The organism is Acinetobacter sp. YH01025 (assembly GCF_013420185.1).
Lineage (GTDB): Bacteria > Pseudomonadota > Gammaproteobacteria > Pseudomonadales > Moraxellaceae > Acinetobacter > Acinetobacter indicus.
The window spans coordinates 1-16,485 of record NZ_VOYR01000012.1 but is presented as its reverse complement, the minus strand read 5'-3'; the positions used below and the strand labels follow the sequence as shown (position 1 = coordinate 16,485).

Genomic DNA, 16,485 nt, shown 5'->3' with positions numbered 1-16,485 from the left:
TTGAGGAGATTAGCAATGGCTGAAGTAACGATTTATTCAACAACTGTATGTCCATATTGCGTACGTGCAAAACAGCTTCTTGAGCGTAAAGGCGTTGTCTATAAAGAAATCAATTTATCCAACGAAGCACCAGAAGTCCGCACTGAACTGATGCAGCGCACCAACCATCGTACTGTTCCACAAATTTTTATTAATGAGCAGTTCATTGGTGGTTTCGACCAACTTTACGCCCTTGAGCGTGAAGGCAAACTCGATGACTTACTGGCGTCATAATTTCAATTAATTTTCTGTTCATATTTTTAAGGAATAAATAATGAGTGAACAACAACAAGCTCAACCACAATTGGCATTAGAGCGTATTTATACAAAAGATATTTCTTTTGAAGTTCCAGGGGCACAAGTATTTACCAAAGAATGGCAGCCTGAACTGAATATCAATCTGTCGTCTTCTGCAGAAAAGATTGATCCAACCCACTTTGAAGTGTCTTTAAAAGTTGTTGTTCAAGCCAACAATGCCGGTGATACAGCATTTATTGTAGATGTCACTCAAGCAGGTATTTTCCTGATTGATGGCGTAGAAGAAGAACGTCTGCCGTATATTCTGGGTGCCTACTGCCCGAACATCCTGTTCCCGTTCTTGCGTGAAGCAGTGAATGATATGGTTACCAAAGGCAGCTTCCCGCAATTGCTGTTAACGCCAATCAACTTTGATGCTGAATTTGAAGCCAACATGCAACGCGCACAAGCCGCTGCTGCAGAAGGTCAGGCTTAATTGTATTCAGGCATTTAAGTCCAGCACGAAAAAGCCCTGCACTTGCAGGGCTTTTTTATTTGTTCTGACAAGATCAGAAGGCTTCATCCTGCGCCGGATCATGGTGCAAGGCATCATGAATGGCTTCGACCAGCTGCTGGGCAATTTCCTGCTTGGAGGCTTTTTCCAGATCGCGTTTTGGCAGATGATAGCCTTCAGCAAAGAACACCGTCATGGCATTTTCATCAGAGGCAAAGCCGATATCTGCACGGGACACATCATTGCAGGCAATCATATCCAGCTTTTTCGCCACCAGTTTGCCGGCCGCATATTCTTCCACATTGCGCGTTTCAGCGGCAAAGCCGACCATAAACGGACGTTTGTCCTGCTGCGCGATAGTCGCCACAATATCCGGATTCTTGATTAAGGCGATATCCAGTTCATCTCCGGATTTTTTGATTTTGTGTTCTGCAACTTCAGCCACGCGATAATCGGCAACCGCCGCGGTGGCAATAAACACATCACAGCCTTCATCCAGCAACTGCATACTGGTGTCCAGCATCTGCACGGCTGAAGAGACATTAATACGGCGGACCCCGTTTGGTGTATCCAGACTGACTGGCCCGGCAATCAGCGTAACTTTGGCGCCAGCTGCATAGCAGGCTGCTGCCAGGGCAAAGCCCATTTTCCCGGTACTATGATTGGAAATATAACGTACCGGATCAATTGCTTCACGGGTTGGCCCGGCGGTAATCACCACATGCTTGCTGGCCAGTAAGCCAAATTTTTCAGCAATCGCACGCTGCGCTTTATGGAAATAATCGGTGACCTGACGCGCTAGCTCTTCCGGCTCAGGCATACGGCCCAGACCGACATCACCACAGGCTTGTGAGCCGGATTCCGGCATAATCACATGCACGCCATCGTCTACCAGCGTCGCCAGATTGCGCTGCGTAGCTTTGGCCGCCCACATCTGCTGATTCATGGCCGGTGCCACCCAGACCGGGGCACTGGTGGCCAGATATAAAGTCGATAACAAGTCATCTGCCAGACCGGCGGCAAATTTGGCCAGGGTGTCACAGCTGGCCGGTGCAATCAGCACCAGATCGGCCCAGCGTGCCAGTTCAATATGCCCCATGCCGGCCTCGGCTTCCGGGTCCAGCAACTGGGTATGCACCGGATTGCCCGACAACGCCTGAAAGGTCAGCGGTGTAATAAAGGCTTGTGCCCCTTCGGTCATCACCACCCGGACGTTAAAGCCAGCGTCCTTTAAACGGCGAACCAGAATGGCACTTTTGTAGGCGGCAATACCGCCAGTAATACCCACAATAATATTTTTATTAGGAATGACACTTAAATCAAAACTCACGAACAGCTTACCTTTCTGTTGCAGTGGGGCTCACAATAGCATTAAATATTGTCATTCCCAAGACATGTCTGGGCGAAATCCATAACAATTCATCACCAATAAGTCTAATAACAATGAACTTCAGTATTAAACATTGGCCGGAACAGGAGCGTCCGCGTGAACGCCTGATCCAGTACGGCGCGCACAGTCTTTCCGATGCCGAACTGCTGGCTATTTTCCTGCGCTCCGGCTCCCAGCAGTACTCTGCCGTTGAACTGGCCCGTCATTTATTACAGGCCTTTGGCAGCCTGAATGCGGTACTCGATGCCGCCCTGCCCGATTTAAGCCAGTTTCATGGCATGGGTCCAAGTAAATACAGCCAGCTGATGGCGGTCAAGGAATTGGGCCGGCGCTATACCGCCCAGCATTTGCAGCAGGACAAACTGGAACTCAGCTCCTCCCGGCTGCTACTGGACTATTTACGCTTTGAACTGCTCGGTGAAACTCAGGAAGTATTTGCAGTATTGTGCCTGGATGCGCAGCTGCGCAAAATCTGTTTTAAGAAACTGTTTTTTGGCGCGCTCAATTCATGTGAAATTTCGATCAACCAGCTGCTACGCTTTGCCATCCAGAAAAACACTACGGCGCTGGTGATCAGTCATAATCATCCTCAGGGACAGCCACAGCCCTCACCGGCCGATTTACAATTGACCCAGCGCATCCAGCAGGCCTGCCAGCTGGTTGATATCCGCCTGATTGATCATTGTATTATTGCTCCCGAAGGCAGTTTTTCCTTTGCTGAACATCAACTCATCAAGTCGACATTTTAAGCAGCGCAACATATTGACAAAAACCCGGCCAGCACAGAAGATCATGAAAAACTTAAGCTGATTCCCAGACATGATTGTACGTGACCAACCGAGCGTATTTAGGCTGTTATTTTCCTGGCGAGGTACCATCTTACCGAAGGTGTTACCACCTTTGGGCGTGGTCATGTTGCTGTCGGCGATTGTCGGCGGCCTGTCCTATGTCGGGTATTTTCACTTCTCTGATTTCCCCCTGATCGGCTTTACCTTAATTGGGGTGGTACTGTCGATTTTCCTTGGCTTTAAAAATTCGGCCTGTTATGACCGCTGGTGGGAAGCCCGCAAACTGTGGGGCATGTTAATTGCCAATGCGCGCCATTTTGACCGCGACTGCCGGATGCTGGCCCAAGGCCGCCGGGAACGGGTGATTCAGCATGTGATTGTGTTTGCCAATGTGTTGCGTGACCGTCTGCGCCATCAAACTGCCAATCCGACTGAACTGGTAGAAACCAGCGGTATGAGCCAGCAGGCCGTAACCCAGCTGTATCAACAGGCCAATGCGCCGCAATATACCCTCAGCCTGATTCAATGGGAACTGATGCAGGCCCTAAAAGAAGGTGAAATTTCCGATATTATTTACAGCCAGATGAACCAGCATGTGATGGAACTCAGCCTGGTGCAAACCGGTTGTGACCGGATTGCCACCACCCCGCTGCCGTTTGCCTATTCGGTATTGCTAAACCGTACCGTGTACTTTTTCTGCTTTATGCTGCCGTTTAGCTTGGGCTCGACGCTGGGGCTGGCGACACCACTACTGGTCGGGATTCTGGCTTATACCTTCTTGGGGTTGGACGCCCTAAGCTCGGAAATTGAAGAGCCATTTGGTACGCAAAGTAATGACTTGCCTTTAGATGCGATGGTGCGCACCATTGAAATCGAATTACTCTCGACTTTGGGGAAACCGACACCACCACCAATTCAGGCACAGGACAATAACCTGCTCTAAAGCAAAAAACCTCAGCCCAGCTGAGGTTTTTTTTGATGCTGAAATACGTTTACGCAGTCAGCGCCGGTGATGGATTGACAAAACTTTCCCAAATTCCGACCTGCCCCGGTTTCAGGCTGGGAATATTGCCCAGTTTCATCCACGGCATATTTTCACCATGAAAATCGCTACCGACCGAGACTTTTAAGCCATGCTCGGCAATCATCCGGTCCACCATCTGCCGGGTAGAACTTGGATCAATCGCCGGCGGCAACTCGACGGCATCTCCACCAAATTTGGCAAAAATTTCAATCAGGTAACGGATATTGGTCGCCGACAGATCATAACGGGTCGGATGCGCCAGCACCGCAAAACCGCCACTGGCATGAATCACCTGAATAGTTTCCTCCAAGCCCAAGCCTTCAAATTTCACATAGGCTTTTTTGCCTTCTTTAATGTATTTATCAAAGGCCTGCTGCGGCCGACTAACATAGCCTTTTTCCACCAGGGTTTTGGCAATATGGGTACGGGTCACCCGATCCGGGACATTATCTACCTTGGCAATCACATCGGTATAAATATCTTCACCAATCAGCGGAATTAGCAGCTCGCAAATCTGTTTGGAGCGCGCAGCACGAATATTTTTTTGCTGGGCCAGTAGTGCCGCCATCGGCGCCGGATTTTGCATATTCAAGGCCACAATATGCACAGCATAGCTTTTTTTGGTCGCCGGTCGTGACCACTGGCTGGAAATTTCTACGCCAGATATGAGCTTAATCCCGTGATTTTTCGCCGCTTCCTGAGCCAGTGCAATTCCATCCATGCTGTCATGATCAGTCAATGCCAGCGTATGGATCGACAGTTCAGCTGCTGCTGCAATCAATTGCTGCGGACTTAAAGTTCCATCAGAAATATTGCTATGTGTATGTAAATCTACGCCGTGCATCTCTATACTATGACATTTATTTGATCAGATTTAGATACTCTAACATGAAAGCACTTTTAGACTTTGTGCCACTCATTATTTTCTTTTATTTATATAAAACTGTAGATCCAAAAGATACCCACCATCCTTTGCTGCAAATGATCGGCTCTGCCGGTGGTGTGGATAACAATAACATTCTTGTGGCCACCACTGGTCTGATCATTTCCATGTTAGTGGTGTATGGCGCATTATTTGTCTCTCAAAAATTCCGTTTGGACAAACAGCAGTGGATTGTGCTGTTTATGACCGTGATTTTTGGTGGTATTACCCTAATGCTGAGCGATGACTTCTATATTCGCCTAAAAGCTGTCTTGCTGAATCTGGTCTTTGCTGGCGCCTTCCTGCTGTCACCATGGTTCAGCAAAGATCGCAAGCCGTTAATCCAGCGTCTGTTTGGACCAGTGTTCAATTTAAGCGACAAAGGCTGGCTGAAACTGAACTATGCCTGGGTCGGGATGTTTCTGCTAATGTCCTTCCTGCACGGCTTCTTTGCCTATATCTTTATGGGTGGAAAATACTGGGGAGAATTCACTGCTTTTGGTGACATGATTGTGATGTTTTCCTTTATCATTATTCAGTTTATTGTATTGCGTAAATACTTTAAAACTGCCGAATAAATCCTTCAGTCCGCTTGAGCGAGAATACCTTATGCCTTTATTTGTGGTGACCTGTACCGATAACGAAGGAACCGTCGAAAAACGTCTGGCCATTCGTCCGCAACATCTTGAACGTCTGCAACAGCTGGATGATGAAGGCCGTCTGATTGTCGCCGGTGCGATGCCGAAAGATCCGGCCAATCCACAAGTGGGTTTTTATGGCAGTACCATTATTGTCGATTTTGATTCTCGTGAAGCCCTTGATGCCTGGCTGCAAGATGAGCCATTCCTGAAAGCAGGCGTCTATGGCCAGATTGAAGTCAAACCTTTTAATAAAGCATTTCCTAAAGGATAAGCTGCATGCGCGTTGTTGTCCCGAGTCTACTGGGTCTATCCTTCTTCTGTTCTGCACTGTGGGCCGTTGAACCGGCTGCACCCGCTGCTGTAAATACCACGGCTCAAGTCACGCCAGCGGTCGCAACGCCAGCCAAACCGGCGATTATACCGGCTGTGGCCACCACCACAGCGCCGGCAACGGCCAACCAGCCGCTGACCGCTGAGCAGCTAGCCAAGAATAAAGCGGCACAGGAAGCTAAAATCAAGGCGCTGGTCAAAGATCAGGAAAGCCGCCTGCAACAGCTGGAAAAAGCCAATCTGGAAGCACTGGCGCAAAACCAGGAACTGCAGCTGAAAAATGACAATCTGGGTGTACAGGTTCAGGTCTTACAAAGTGAACGTAGCGCACAGATGTTTCTTTACGGCGCTGCCACGCTGGCTGTCGGCGTATTGCTGGGCTTTTTGGTGGCCAGCTATGTGTATACCAAACGTCGTCGTCAGTGGTAATGTTCTGCTTCATTAAAGGTAATCTGGGTGTTGTCTAATCGCATTCAAACCGCCGATCTCGATTGGCAACATATTGAGGGCATTGATGTCCCGGTATCGAAACAGTTTGGGGATGTCTACTTTTCCAAGGACAATGGCCTGCTGGAAACCCGGCATGTGTTTTTAAACGGTAATGACCTGTCCGAGCGTCTGGCAGACCTGCAAGATTATGAATATTTCTGTGTCGGAGAAACCGGCTTCGGCACCGGCCTGAATATTCTGGCCTTATGGCAACTGTGGCAACAGGTGCGTCCGAATAATCACAGCCATTTACATGCCATTTCGGTGGAGAAATTTCCGCTTTCCAAAGCCGATTTAATTCGCGCCTTAAATGCCTGGCCGGAACTAAAACCTCTGGCCGATCAGCTGATTGCCCAGTATCCATTACCACTGGCCGGCTGTCATCGCCTGTCGTTTCCGGAGCAGCGTTTTTCTATCGACCTTTGGCTCGGTGATGCGCACGATGTCTTTCCGATGATGGCCAAAACCACACAGGTCAATGCCTGGTTTTTAGATGGCTTTGCGCCCTCCTGCAATCCGGATATGTGGGAAGAACAGGTGCTCAATCATATTATTCGCCTGTCAGATGTCGGCACTACCTTCGCTTCCTTTAGTGTAGCCGGGGTGTTAAAGCGAGGTTTAAGACAGCACGGGATTCATATTTCCCGGCCGCGCGGGTTTGGCCATAAACGCGAAATGCTAAAAGGCATCTGGTTAGCGCCAGAAGAACCGCTTAGCCCAGAACGGGAAACTGAACCAGCAACCTCAGTTCCTTCGACCTCTGTACAGCAACGGCATATTGCCATTATTGGTGCCGGTATTGCCGGTTTAAGTCTGGCTTGGGCTTTTGCTCAGCGTGGGCATCAAGTTTCTCTGTATGATCAAAGCGCGCCACTGGCGGGTGGCTCGGGCAATCCACTGGCCCTGCTCAATCCGAAGCTCTGTGCTATTGAACAGAGCCATACCCATTTAATGACCCTGGCCTGGCAACATGCCTTAAATCATTATGCAAAGTTTCAGGCCTTCCGCCCGATTCAGGTCAATCAGCTTGGGCTAAAAAATCCGGAACAGCTGCTGGCACTGGCCGATCAATATCCGCCAGGTATTCTGGAAAAAGATTTAGACGCACAGCTGCGATCAGAATTTCCTGCCCTGCGTCTGCTACAGGCTGGCGCGGTGTCGCCACATCAACTGTGTGCGGAGATTCTGGCGCATGAGCGGATTCAATATCAGCAGGCCAAAATCACCCAGATTCACCCGACAGATCGACCGGAACTGTTCAGTGACAACCAATCTCTGGGCCAGTTTGATCATGTCTTTGTCTGCACAGCCCGTGAATCTGGCCAGTTTTTTGAACATTATCCGCTGTTAAAACCGATTCGGGGTCAGGTCAGCTGGCTGAAGAATACCCAGCAACCGCTGCGTTTAGATAGCGCCTATAGTTATGGCGGTTACTGTATGCAGCTCGATGCAGAGCAGTTGATTTTAGGCGCGTCTTTTTATCCGGGTCGGGATGATGCCGAAGTCTTACGAGAAGATCATGAACATAATCTGGCGCTGATTCGCAGCGTCTTCCCCGACTATGCGGACACCCTGCCCGATCCACGCAACTGGCAAGGCCGCGCGTCGATCCGTGCGCAAAGTCAGGATTATTTCCCGCTGCTCGGGGCGCTTGAACCCGGACAGCAAGTCTATAGCCTGACTGGACTCGGTTCCAAAGGTTTTCTGTTTGCACCGCTATGTAGTGAAATTCTGGCCGCGCAGATTTTAAACGAGGCCTGCCCGGTGCCGATGCAGGTACTGGAAAAACTCAACATCCGCCGTTTTCAAAAGAAAGCCAAAGCCAAGAAACCGTATTTTAAGGCCTAAGCTAAAAACGTTGTATAGATCGAGAATGATGGCCCGGTTTAGTTTGAAAGATCAGGCTTAGTGTGGAAGTCGAGGAGAGCATTTATTTTCTTCATTTTAAATGCTTGATCATGTGAGAGAGTATTCTGATCTTTTTTAGTCAATGATAAACAGTGTTCATAAAAAAGCGCCTGACGGCGCTTTTTGATTATTGCCCTTGAACCAAAGGCAAACCAGCATCACGTGCAGCACGGGTACCGCCCATCAGCACCACATATTCACGTGAGCTGTCCAGCTCTTCTAACAATTCAGCCGCACGCGGCGCTTTGCTGCCACCGCCACATAAGATGTAAATCGGTTGATCCGCTGACACCTGAGTCAAGCTATCTGCTGACAAGTTGGCAATTGGCTGATTGACTGCGCCTTGAATATGCGCTTCAGCATAAGCACTTGCATCACGGACATCCCAGATGATTGCATTTTCTGGGAACTCAAATGTTGTAATTTCTTGCTTACGGATCATTGTGCACTCCTTTGATGTAAACAACACTTGGCAAATGAAGAAAACATCCCTAGCATCTCAGATATTCTTTCCATTTGTAAAGGTCTAAACTATGCCATCTTTCGATATTGTTTCAGAATTAGAAATTTTTGAAGTAAATCATGCAGTTCAGAATACTCAAAAAGAAATCGCAACACGTTTCGATTTCCGTGGTCAAGATGTTTCTATCGAACTGAATGAGAAAGCCAAAGAGATCAAAATCAAAACCGAAAGTGATTTCCAATGTGAGCAAGTATATACCATGCTGGAGAATCATTTTTATAAACGTAAGATTGATGTGCAGGCACTAGACCCGCAGAAAGCCACGGCCTCAGGTAAAAATGTGATTCAGACGGTGAAGCTTAAAGATGGTCTTGACTCTGATACCGCGAAAAAAATTAATAAAGCCATTAAAGAAAGCGGCATTAAAGTGCAATCTTCTATTCAGGGCGACAAAATCCGTGTGACGGATAAAAAACGCGACACCTTGCAGCAAGTGATGGCGTTTTTAAAAGAACAGCAATTTGGTCTGCCACTGCAATTTAACAACTTCAAAGATTAAGCTCTTTGCTCCCGCATAGGAATCGATCATGGCACAAGCGAATCGTTTAGCAAAATTAGTCAAAGCGACAGCAAAATTTCCACAGGTGATTCGCACCACTTTGTGGAGCAAAGCCTTTGGCCGGATCGTGCCTATGGTGGGGACAGCCAAATTAAAATATCTCGAAGTCAGTTCGGCCAAAGTGGTGGTGAAAATTGACAATCATAAAGCCATGCAAAACCATATTGGCCAGGTACATGCCTGTGCTATGGCGCTAATTGCAGAAACTGCCACCGGCTTTGTCACCGGCATGAATGTGCCCGATCACTCGATTGTGTTAATTAAAAGCTTTAAAGTTGATTTTAAACGCCCGACCCAAGGCGCCATGACCGCAGTCGCAACGCTGAGTGCAGAACAGCAGCACTTGATGCAACACACCGAAAAAGGTGAAACGCTGGTTGCAGTCGAAGTGACCGATGAATCGGGTGAAGCGCCAATTCAATGTGAAATGCTCTGGGCCTGGGTCAGCAAAGATCAGCTTAAAAAAGCCCGTTAACCCACTTTAAGTCATAAAAAAAATCCCAGTTTCAGAACTGGGATTTTTGATCTTTGAGCGCACAAATTATACAGCTTTCGATTCCAGATACTTCTGCTTCACTTCTTCGGAAATCTGACGCTTGTTGCCTTTGACATCCACTGCGACAAAGGTAAAGACGCCTTCGGTAACACGTTTTGCTGCACGTGAACTGTCATGGCTATCCCAGACTTCAATCTGCATCTGAATTGAGGTATTGCCCAGTTTCAGGATTTTGGTATAGCAGCTGATCACATCCCCCACTTTCACAGGCACCAGAAAAGTCATCTGGTTAATGGCAATGGTAGCACAGCGGCCTTGGGTAAAACGCTCGGCATGAATTGCCCCGGCCAAGTCCATCTGCGAAACAATCCAGCCCCCGAACACATCTCCACTCCAGTTGGTATCGGCAGGCATAGCAATGGTTTGAAGAGAGAGCGTCCCTTCCGGTTTTAGTTGAGAATCTGACACATTCGCTCCGGGCGTGATTAAGGATTTGAAGTTAAGTGCTGATCTAACCACTGTTTCAGTTCGGTCGATCTTAATGCGCCGCTTATTCTAGCAATTTCGGTGGTCTTATTCATCAACACCAGCGTGGGAATACTGCGCACATTAAAAGCACTGCTTAAACGCGGATTTTCTTCAGTATTAATTTTGGCAAAAATTACTTGCGGATATTGCGCCGCAACCTGGGCAAAATGCGGCGCCATCATCTTGCAGGGTCCACACCACTCTGCCCACAGGTCGATCAGGATTGGTAAATCACTGTGCTGGATAAACTGGCTAAAATTCTGCTCATTCAGGTCAATCGGCGCCAGTGGAATTAAAGCCTGATGACATTGTCCGCATGTTGGATGGGCAGTTAGCTTATCCTCCGGAACACGGTTTTTGGCACTACAGGCTGGACAGACAACAATCATTTAGCTTACTCCAATATGCTGATGTAGAAATTCTAATTGAGTCTTGACGGCTTTTTCAAAATATTGGCCATGATAAACATCAAAATGCTGCATATCCCATTCATGATATTGCACATAAGGCGCAATATTGGTGGCTGTTTCACGACTCGATTCAATCGGGATCAGGCTGTCGCGTTTGGCGGCAATAAACAGCACCGGAATATTAATCTGGCGCACATCCTGAATCGGCCGATAACGGATCAGATGAAACAGCGCCCGTGCCGGAATCTCGCCACTCCAGTAAAAATCTGGATGTAAAATCGACAGATAACCTTCATAACTATCCGCCGTCGGTAAGAAACACAGCCCTTTCGGATCAACTACCGGCAAGGTTTTTGGCATTAAGCCGACTTTAGCGCCCATATAATCCTGACTGGAAATTTTTAAGGCACGTGGCAGCTGCTGAATCGGATACAGCTTGGCACTGGCCGCACCATCCACAAATGGCACCTGCACCATCACCGCTTTTAAATGGTTTAACTGCGAAGCCAAAGTTAAAACATAGCCGCCACTTAGCGCTGTACCCCACAGGATAATCCGCCGCCCATCCACCGATTGCCGTTCCTGTACATGTGAAATCATGGTACGCCAGTCATCCAGCTGCCGCGACAACGACACCAGCTCCCGCGGACGCCCGGTACTGCCGCCCCAATAGCGATAATCAAACAGCACCACCGCATAACCGGCGCGGGCAAAGCGTTTGGCATATTGCACCAACTTGAACTGACGCAGGCCGGCCAGACCATGCGCCATTAAAATCACGGCTGGTTTAGTGGAAGTTTTTGGCAGGTAAAAATCGGCAGCAATGACCTCCTGACCGCTTTTGACATAGAGAGGCTCGACAGTATAGGCATGCATGGCTGCTCCAGTGCGTTGTTTTATGGTTGTAATCGTTTATAAATATTTCAGAACAATCTGCGCGAAAATCTGGCTAGTGGTATTATAGAGCATAATATTCAGATATGGATGATGGAGTGGCATTATGAGTGAGCATGTTGGCTTTGCAGGTCAAATTGGCCCGGAACACGTAACCCAAGTGGTTGAAAAAGGCTTTAAATCAATTATTAACAACCGTCCAGACATGGAAGGTGGCCCGGAACAACCGACCAGCGCACAAATTGAAGATGCAGCGCGTAATGCAGGGTTAGATTATGTCTATCAACCGGTGGTGGCTGGGCAAATCACCGAATTAGACGTCCGCACCTTTGCCAATCACTTTAATGAATTGCCAAAACCGGTTCTGATGTTCTGCCGTACCGGCAACCGCTCAAATAACTTATATCAACTGGCCAAACAAATGGACCTGTTAGATGACTAAATCGTTGTGGATGGGGATGGTTTTGGCGCTCTCAATGACCACGACCTCCCTATGCGTTGCTGCCAGTGATTTTAGCCGTGCGTTAAATGCCAATCTTAGTGTTTCTGGGCAAATGACACCTGAGAAATTTAAGATCTTGCTGCAAGATGGGTTTAAATCGGTGATTGTAAACCGCCCTGATCAGGAAGCAGGTAACACGGTGAAAGTGAATCAATTACGTGACATTGCCGAGAAATCCCGGGTTAGCGTGATTTATCAACCGGTCAGCAGCGGTGCAATTTCCCAGGCCGATGTGCAAGAGTTTGCGAAATACTATAATGAACTACCGAAACCGATTTTAATGGTCTGTCGTAGTGGTTCACGCTCGGCAGCCTTATTTAATCAGGCAAAAAATCAGGGGTTATTGCATGAATAAAATCTGGATCATGCTGATTTGTACATGTGTATTGGCAGGTTGTAGCTCCATGGATGTCCGCCCAACGGTGGGGGTGAGTGTGGGGACCTCTTTATAGTTTTTATTTAAACTCCCATAAAAAAACAGCGCCGAGGCGCTGTTTTTTTGGTTTTAAAAAAGTTTGAACTCATCTTTAGTGATTTTGCCGTTGGGAGCTGTGACTGACAAAATCAGACTATCGCCAGTACCACACCCTTTTAAACGATATGAATAATTTACTTGACTACTATTTACAAAAGTACTTGGTGTTAATAAATTAAACACAGAAGCTACAGTTGGATTTCCACTCCACAATTCTGCCGTGCAAGATAATTCGTTCTTATCTGTATTATCTTCCGCAACTACATCAACTGTTGTCCCTGTTGGCATTGGTACAGATCTAAGAGTATTACCAAATAGTTTAAAACTAAAATTCGTCTTGTCTGAATTAATATTAGCAGAGGTAACAGTAGGTGTATCATCACTAAATGCAAAAACTAACTGTTCTCTTATGACCGCTTCTAAGCCAGTATTACAAGTCCCTGCTATATTAGGTTGTTTGAAAGTACTTGGGGCACATGTAGCTCCAGTAGCTCCTCGCTTATATAAAAACTCACCTAAAGCTGCTTCAAAAATAGTATTTTCGTTATCGTCTCTAAAGAAATCACCAATATTACTTACTAGTTCATCAATACCAGCTGTATACCGATTGTCAGAATCTTTATCAATATATTGCTTATCACCTTCAACAAAGGCAAGAACTGTTACCCGATTATCTAATGGGCGTGGATTTTGGGTTTGAAGAGTAACTGAACACTCACCATCTGCAGTAGAACAATTTGGCGTAATGCTCCCACCTTCAGAAACGAAACTAATCACCGTGCCATTTGGAACTTTATTACCTACCCGGTCTCTTAAACGTGCTGTAATTGTAGCTTTATCTCCATCCACATCCCATTGTAGTGAATTTTTACTAACAGCTAGACTTAAACCATTTTGTGAAACACGTCCAGTTGCTACGGAAACACTTTTAGTCAAAGCAAAAATAGTTGGATCTGAAACAAGAGTAGCTTTTATTTCTATAGGACCAGGCAAACTACCAGGATAAAGATTTAATACTACTTTTCCTGCGGCATCTGATTTAATTATCTTGCTTTCTGTATTTCCTAATGAAACAAAGCTTAAATCATGAGGAGCATTAATTAATTCAACACGAACATCTTGGTCTTTTGCTGGAACGTTATCAGCATAAACCGTAAATTCCACTTGCCCCGCAGTTGAAGATCCGCTATTAACTGTGCCAAGCTTAATTTCATTTGAGGTATAAACTAATGAATTTGCTTTAATTGATTTAACAGTAATATTGACTGTACTTGATATCGCACCATTATTTGCCAATGCAGAAATTACTTGTGGACCAGTACATAATTGTCCGCCTGAAGAAATAGCAATATATTTGGTTTCTACCATACCTTGATTTGATAACACTGAATTATTTTCAAAGGTGCCACAATTAGCAGAAAAATTAACCTGAACATTACTTTGAATAGCATTACTTACAGGATCTACAGTTTTTAATGTAATAGTCGAGGAACCACCAGCATCAATTTCATTTGGTACTGCTGTTAAATCTAATAATTTAGTTTTAAAAGGCTCTATTGAAAAATACAAATCATTTGATTTAGCAGTTTTTTCATTACTTTCTGCAGAAGCTGATAATTTATAACTACCTGTATCTTTTGAATCTAAAGGTTTTACAGAAATATTCGCAATACCGTCTAAATTAGTGATAACTGCGCCATTTGAAGTACCGAAAATAACATTCTCACCAGTAAATGTAACTAAAGCTCCACTAACAGGTTGACCATTCTGATCAGTAACTTTTACTGTAGCCAATACCCCTGCACTAGTTATAATGGCAGTATTCAAATTATTAGTATCTATTAGTTTTACATCAGAGATATTCAAAGCTGATAAAGTTGGCTGTTGAATACCATTAGAATTTTCTGGTTTAACTTGAGAAGTGCCACCACCATAATAACCATCACTCCCACCACCTCCACAGCCGGTCAATAAAACTGCTAAAGCAACTGCTGAGAACTTTAAACTAATTTCTTTGTTTTTCACCGAATTATTCCCCCCTAAATCCCTCAAAACAACGAGTTGGTCAAATATATAATTAATATTATCAGATATGTAACCATAGTTACTGCTTTATGTAAATGAAAGGATGATAAATGTTTTACTTGTGTTAGCCTAAAATTATTTATTACGTGAAGTTATCTACACATGTACGATCTCATCATTATTGGTGCAGGCACAGCAGGAATCACTGCTTATCAAGAAGCCATCAAGCACACACAAAATATTCTTATTATTAATGACGGTTCCTGGGACACCACCTGTGCCCGAGTGGGCTGTATGCCCAGTAAAGTGCTGATTTCTGCTGCACATCGCCTACATGATTTACACGAGGCAAATAAAGTCGGTCTCAACATCAAAGCACAGGTCGATACCACACAGGTGATGCCGCATGTCCGCGCTTTGCGTGACCATTTCACTCAAGCCACTTTAAAAGAAGTCGAAAGCTGGGATGCACAACACAAAATTCAAGGCAAGGCAGAGTTTATTGATGCTCAAACCGTACAGGTGAACCAACAGCAATATCAGGCCAAAGCCTTTATTCTGGCTGTCGGCTCTACCCCAACCTATGACGCTGAATGGAAGCAGCAGCTCGGTGAACGACTGATTACCTCAGATCAAATCTTTGAACTAGACGCCATCCCTAAATCTTTAGCCGTGATTGGCAGTGGTGTCATTGCACTGGAGCTGGCTCAAGCCATGCAAAGGTTGGGCTGTGATACGACAATATTCGCACGAAGCCGTCGTGTTGGTGCCCTGACCAGCCCTGATCTGCAACAACTCGCCCAAGAACTTCTCAGCAATGAATTAAAGATTAAGTTTGAAGTCTTACCGCAAAAAGTGGAAAAGGTAGGCAATCAGGTCAAGCTTGAGTTTAGCGAGCAAGGTCAAACGCAGCACCTTATGGTTGATTACGTATTGGTGGCCACCGGCCGTCGTAGTCATTTAGATTCGCTGAATCTACAACAGATTGACTCTCAATTTGGTAATCTTAAAGAGCTACCGATTGATCCACAAACCAAACAACTGGGAAATTACCCAATTTTTGTGGTTGGTGATGCGCATACTTCTACCCCCATTCAGCATGAAGCAGCCCATGAAGGCCGAGGTGCAGTGCATAACTGCCTTAATTATCCAAAACTGAAGAGTTTAAAAGACTTAACACCGCTGAGTATTGTGTTTAGTCAACCGGAAATGGCAATTGCTGGCCAAAGCTATAAACAGCTTAAAAACAAGAACATCGACTTTGTGATTGGAAAGGTTTCTTATGAGCGCCAAGGTCGGGCGATGGTTCTGGCTAAAAATAAAGGCGCTGTCGAAATTTATATTGATAAACGTACACGCCAGTTATTAGGCGCAGAACTCTTTGTAAAATCTGCCGAACATTTTGCCCATACTTTTGCCTGGCTGATTGATGAAGGGGTAACGTTAGATGAACTTCTTGCTAAGCCTTTCTATCATCCGACGCTTGAAGAAGGTTTAAGAACGGCTTTAAAACATGCTCGCCGACAGTTGAGAAATCAAGAGGAAGGTTAATCTTCTCTATTTTTCTCATTTCACTGTCATTTTGATTCTACTTATCTTTATTTCCCACACAAATTTCCCGCATAAAAAAATCCCCCTGCTGTTTAAGCTAGGGGGATTTTGAATAATGAGCTGGCGATGACTTACTCTCACATGGGTAACCCCACACTACCATCAGCGCTAAGAGGTTTCACTTCTGAGTTCGGGAAGGGATCAGGTGGTTCACTCTTGCTATTGTCGCCAGCACAACTG

At 46.0% G+C, this 16,485-nt stretch carries 20 protein-coding genes and 1 rRNA gene; 13 read left to right on the top strand and 8 right to left on the bottom strand.

All coding sequences use genetic code 11. From position 1 onward, the window contains the following. The first annotated feature begins 15 nt into the window (after positions 1 to 15). Positions 16 to 273 (top strand): glutaredoxin 3, encoded by a 258-nt coding sequence (gene grxC / locus FTT89_RS11915; protein ID WP_005182284.1) that lies wholly within the window; start codon positions 16 to 18, stop codon positions 271 to 273. Positions 274 to 313: 40 nt separating this feature from the next. Then, the gene (secB, locus tag FTT89_RS11910; protein ID WP_005182282.1) at positions 314 to 772 is read left to right on the top strand and encodes a protein-export chaperone SecB; all 459 of its coding nucleotides are present in this window, start codon (positions 314 to 316) and stop codon (positions 770 to 772) included. A 73-nt stretch (positions 773 to 845) separates the two neighbouring features. Here secB and coaBC read toward each other — a convergent pair whose 3' ends face one another. After that, complete coding sequence (coaBC, locus tag FTT89_RS11905) at positions 846 to 2,120, bottom strand: bifunctional phosphopantothenoylcysteine decarboxylase/phosphopantothenate--cysteine ligase CoaBC (RefSeq protein WP_005182280.1); 1,275 nt, start codon at positions 2,118 to 2,120, stop codon at positions 846 to 848. Between the two features lie 113 nt (positions 2,121 to 2,233). Here coaBC and radC point away from each other — a divergent pair, with 113 nt between their 5' ends. Both radC and FTT89_RS11895 read left to right on the top strand, forming a co-directional pair. Next, positions 2,234 to 2,929: a DNA repair protein RadC gene (gene radC / locus FTT89_RS11900; protein WP_005182279.1), complete on the top strand. Its 696-nt coding sequence runs from the start codon at positions 2,234 to 2,236 to the stop codon at positions 2,927 to 2,929. A gap of 70 nt (positions 2,930 to 2,999) precedes the next feature. After that, positions 3,000 to 3,911, top strand: coding sequence for a bestrophin family protein (locus FTT89_RS11895; protein WP_005182277.1), 912 nt, complete (start codon positions 3,000 to 3,002; stop codon positions 3,909 to 3,911). Positions 3,912 to 3,960: 49 nt separating this feature from the next. On the opposite strand, the gene FTT89_RS11890 is transcribed toward FTT89_RS11895, so the two are convergent. Beyond that, positions 3,961 to 4,836 carry a PHP domain-containing protein gene (locus FTT89_RS11890; protein WP_016659548.1) on the bottom strand — a complete coding sequence of 292 codons (876 nt, stop codon included), beginning with the start codon at positions 4,834 to 4,836 and terminating at the stop codon, positions 3,961 to 3,963. A 44-nt stretch (positions 4,837 to 4,880) separates the two neighbouring features. Here FTT89_RS11890 and FTT89_RS11885 point away from each other — a divergent pair, with 44 nt between their 5' ends. From FTT89_RS11885 to mnmC, 4 genes are read left to right on the top strand one after another with little or no spacing between them, the layout of a single operon-like run. Next, positions 4,881 to 5,492: a septation protein IspZ gene (locus FTT89_RS11885; protein ID WP_075175311.1), complete on the top strand. Its 612-nt coding sequence runs from the start codon at positions 4,881 to 4,883 to the stop codon at positions 5,490 to 5,492. A gap of 31 nt (positions 5,493 to 5,523) precedes the next feature. After that, positions 5,524 to 5,826, top strand: coding sequence for a YciI family protein (locus FTT89_RS11880; RefSeq protein WP_163146136.1), 303 nt, complete (start codon positions 5,524 to 5,526; stop codon positions 5,824 to 5,826). Between the two features lie 5 nt (positions 5,827 to 5,831). Beyond that, positions 5,832 to 6,314, top strand: a complete 483-nt coding sequence (locus FTT89_RS11875; protein ID WP_005182267.1) for a hypothetical protein — start codon at positions 5,832 to 5,834, stop codon at positions 6,312 to 6,314. A gap of 30 nt (positions 6,315 to 6,344) precedes the next feature. Continuing rightward, positions 6,345 to 8,222: an FAD-dependent 5-carboxymethylaminomethyl-2-thiouridine(34) oxidoreductase MnmC gene (gene mnmC / locus FTT89_RS11870; protein ID WP_180007024.1), complete on the top strand. Its 1,878-nt coding sequence runs from the start codon at positions 6,345 to 6,347 to the stop codon at positions 8,220 to 8,222. A 187-nt stretch (positions 8,223 to 8,409) separates the two neighbouring features. Here mnmC and FTT89_RS11865 read toward each other — a convergent pair whose 3' ends face one another. Then, the gene (locus FTT89_RS11865) at positions 8,410 to 8,724 is read right to left on the bottom strand and encodes a rhodanese-like domain-containing protein (protein ID WP_005182260.1); all 315 of its coding nucleotides are present in this window, start codon (positions 8,722 to 8,724) and stop codon (positions 8,410 to 8,412) included. 91 nt (positions 8,725 to 8,815) lie between these two features. Here FTT89_RS11865 and FTT89_RS11860 point away from each other — a divergent pair, with 91 nt between their 5' ends. Further along, positions 8,816 to 9,304, top strand: coding sequence for a YajQ family cyclic di-GMP-binding protein (locus FTT89_RS11860; protein ID WP_005182257.1), 489 nt, complete (start codon positions 8,816 to 8,818; stop codon positions 9,302 to 9,304). A gap of 28 nt (positions 9,305 to 9,332) precedes the next feature. Continuing rightward, a complete protein-coding gene (locus tag FTT89_RS11855; protein WP_180007026.1) occupies positions 9,333 to 9,839 on the top strand; it encodes a DUF4442 domain-containing protein in 507 nt (168 codons plus the stop codon). A gap of 66 nt (positions 9,840 to 9,905) precedes the next feature. Here FTT89_RS11855 and FTT89_RS11850 read toward each other — a convergent pair whose 3' ends face one another. The 3 genes from FTT89_RS11850 to FTT89_RS11840 all read right to left on the bottom strand — a co-directional run bounded on the left by FTT89_RS11850 (position 9,906) and on the right by FTT89_RS11840 (position 11,674). Further along, positions 9,906 to 10,274 carry an acyl-CoA thioesterase gene (locus FTT89_RS11850; protein ID WP_218946685.1) on the bottom strand — a complete coding sequence of 123 codons (369 nt, stop codon included), beginning with the start codon at positions 10,272 to 10,274 and terminating at the stop codon, positions 9,906 to 9,908. A 71-nt stretch (positions 10,275 to 10,345) separates the two neighbouring features. Then, the gene (gene trxC / locus FTT89_RS11845; RefSeq protein ID WP_016659552.1) at positions 10,346 to 10,777 is read right to left on the bottom strand and encodes a thioredoxin TrxC; all 432 of its coding nucleotides are present in this window, start codon (positions 10,775 to 10,777) and stop codon (positions 10,346 to 10,348) included. Then, entirely contained in the window at positions 10,778 to 11,674 is an 897-nt protein-coding gene (locus FTT89_RS11840) for an alpha/beta hydrolase (protein ID WP_005182237.1), read from the bottom strand. It lies immediately after the preceding gene. A 124-nt stretch (positions 11,675 to 11,798) separates the two neighbouring features. Between FTT89_RS11840 and FTT89_RS11835 the strand changes: the two genes are divergently transcribed. Further along, the gene (locus FTT89_RS11835; protein WP_005182227.1) at positions 11,799 to 12,134 is read left to right on the top strand and encodes a TIGR01244 family sulfur transferase; all 336 of its coding nucleotides are present in this window, start codon (positions 11,799 to 11,801) and stop codon (positions 12,132 to 12,134) included. Beyond that, positions 12,127 to 12,549 carry a beta-lactamase hydrolase domain-containing protein gene (locus FTT89_RS11830; protein ID WP_127800592.1) on the top strand — a complete coding sequence of 141 codons (423 nt, stop codon included), beginning with the start codon at positions 12,127 to 12,129 and terminating at the stop codon, positions 12,547 to 12,549. The genes FTT89_RS11835 and FTT89_RS11830 overlap by 8 nt, the downstream gene beginning before the upstream one ends. Before the next feature lie 150 nt (positions 12,550 to 12,699). Here FTT89_RS11830 and FTT89_RS11825 read toward each other — a convergent pair whose 3' ends face one another. Beyond that, a complete protein-coding gene (locus FTT89_RS11825) occupies positions 12,700 to 14,694 on the bottom strand; it encodes a hypothetical protein (protein ID WP_180007028.1) in 1,995 nt (664 codons plus the stop codon). Between the two features lie 162 nt (positions 14,695 to 14,856). On the opposite strand from FTT89_RS11825, the gene FTT89_RS11820 reads away from it, so the two are divergent. Then, positions 14,857 to 16,245: a dihydrolipoyl dehydrogenase gene (locus FTT89_RS11820; protein ID WP_180057755.1), complete on the top strand. Its 1,389-nt coding sequence runs from the start codon at positions 14,857 to 14,859 to the stop codon at positions 16,243 to 16,245. Between the two features lie 118 nt (positions 16,246 to 16,363). Here FTT89_RS11820 and rrf read toward each other — a convergent pair. Further along, positions 16,364 to 16,478, bottom strand: a 5S ribosomal RNA gene (gene rrf, locus FTT89_RS11815). Positions 16,479 to 16,485: the final 7 nt, after the last annotated feature.

Coding starts and splice junctions, on each gene's coding strand:
- grxC (WP_005182284.1), top strand. CDS start 16: ATGGCTGAAGTAACGATTTATTCAACAACTGTATGTCCATATTGCGTA.
- secB (WP_005182282.1), top strand. CDS start 314: ATGAGTGAACAACAACAAGCTCAACCACAATTGGCATTAGAGCGTATT.
- radC (WP_005182279.1), top strand. CDS start 2,234: ATGAACTTCAGTATTAAACATTGGCCGGAACAGGAGCGTCCGCGTGAA.
- FTT89_RS11895 (WP_005182277.1), top strand. CDS start 3,000: ATGATTGTACGTGACCAACCGAGCGTATTTAGGCTGTTATTTTCCTGG.
- FTT89_RS11890 (WP_016659548.1), bottom strand. CDS start 4,836: ATGCACGGCGTAGATTTACATACACATAGCAATATTTCTGATGGAACT.
- FTT89_RS11885 (WP_075175311.1), top strand. CDS start 4,881: ATGAAAGCACTTTTAGACTTTGTGCCACTCATTATTTTCTTTTATTTA.
- FTT89_RS11880 (WP_163146136.1), top strand. CDS start 5,524: ATGCCTTTATTTGTGGTGACCTGTACCGATAACGAAGGAACCGTCGAA.
- FTT89_RS11875 (WP_005182267.1), top strand. CDS start 5,832: ATGCGCGTTGTTGTCCCGAGTCTACTGGGTCTATCCTTCTTCTGTTCT.
- FTT89_RS11865 (WP_005182260.1), bottom strand. CDS start 8,724: ATGATCCGTAAGCAAGAAATTACAACATTTGAGTTCCCAGAAAATGCA.
- FTT89_RS11860 (WP_005182257.1), top strand. CDS start 8,816: ATGCCATCTTTCGATATTGTTTCAGAATTAGAAATTTTTGAAGTAAAT.
- FTT89_RS11855 (WP_180007026.1), top strand. CDS start 9,333: ATGGCACAAGCGAATCGTTTAGCAAAATTAGTCAAAGCGACAGCAAAA.
- FTT89_RS11850 (WP_218946685.1), bottom strand. CDS start 10,274: ATGCCTGCCGATACCAACTGGAGTGGAGATGTGTTCGGGGGCTGGATT.
- trxC (WP_016659552.1), bottom strand. CDS start 10,777: ATGATTGTTGTCTGTCCAGCCTGTAGTGCCAAAAACCGTGTTCCGGAG.
- FTT89_RS11840 (WP_005182237.1), bottom strand. CDS start 11,674: ATGCATGCCTATACTGTCGAGCCTCTCTATGTCAAAAGCGGTCAGGAG.
- FTT89_RS11835 (WP_005182227.1), top strand. CDS start 11,799: ATGAGTGAGCATGTTGGCTTTGCAGGTCAAATTGGCCCGGAACACGTA.
- FTT89_RS11830 (WP_127800592.1), top strand. CDS start 12,127: ATGACTAAATCGTTGTGGATGGGGATGGTTTTGGCGCTCTCAATGACC.
- FTT89_RS11820 (WP_180057755.1), top strand. CDS start 14,857: ATGTACGATCTCATCATTATTGGTGCAGGCACAGCAGGAATCACTGCT.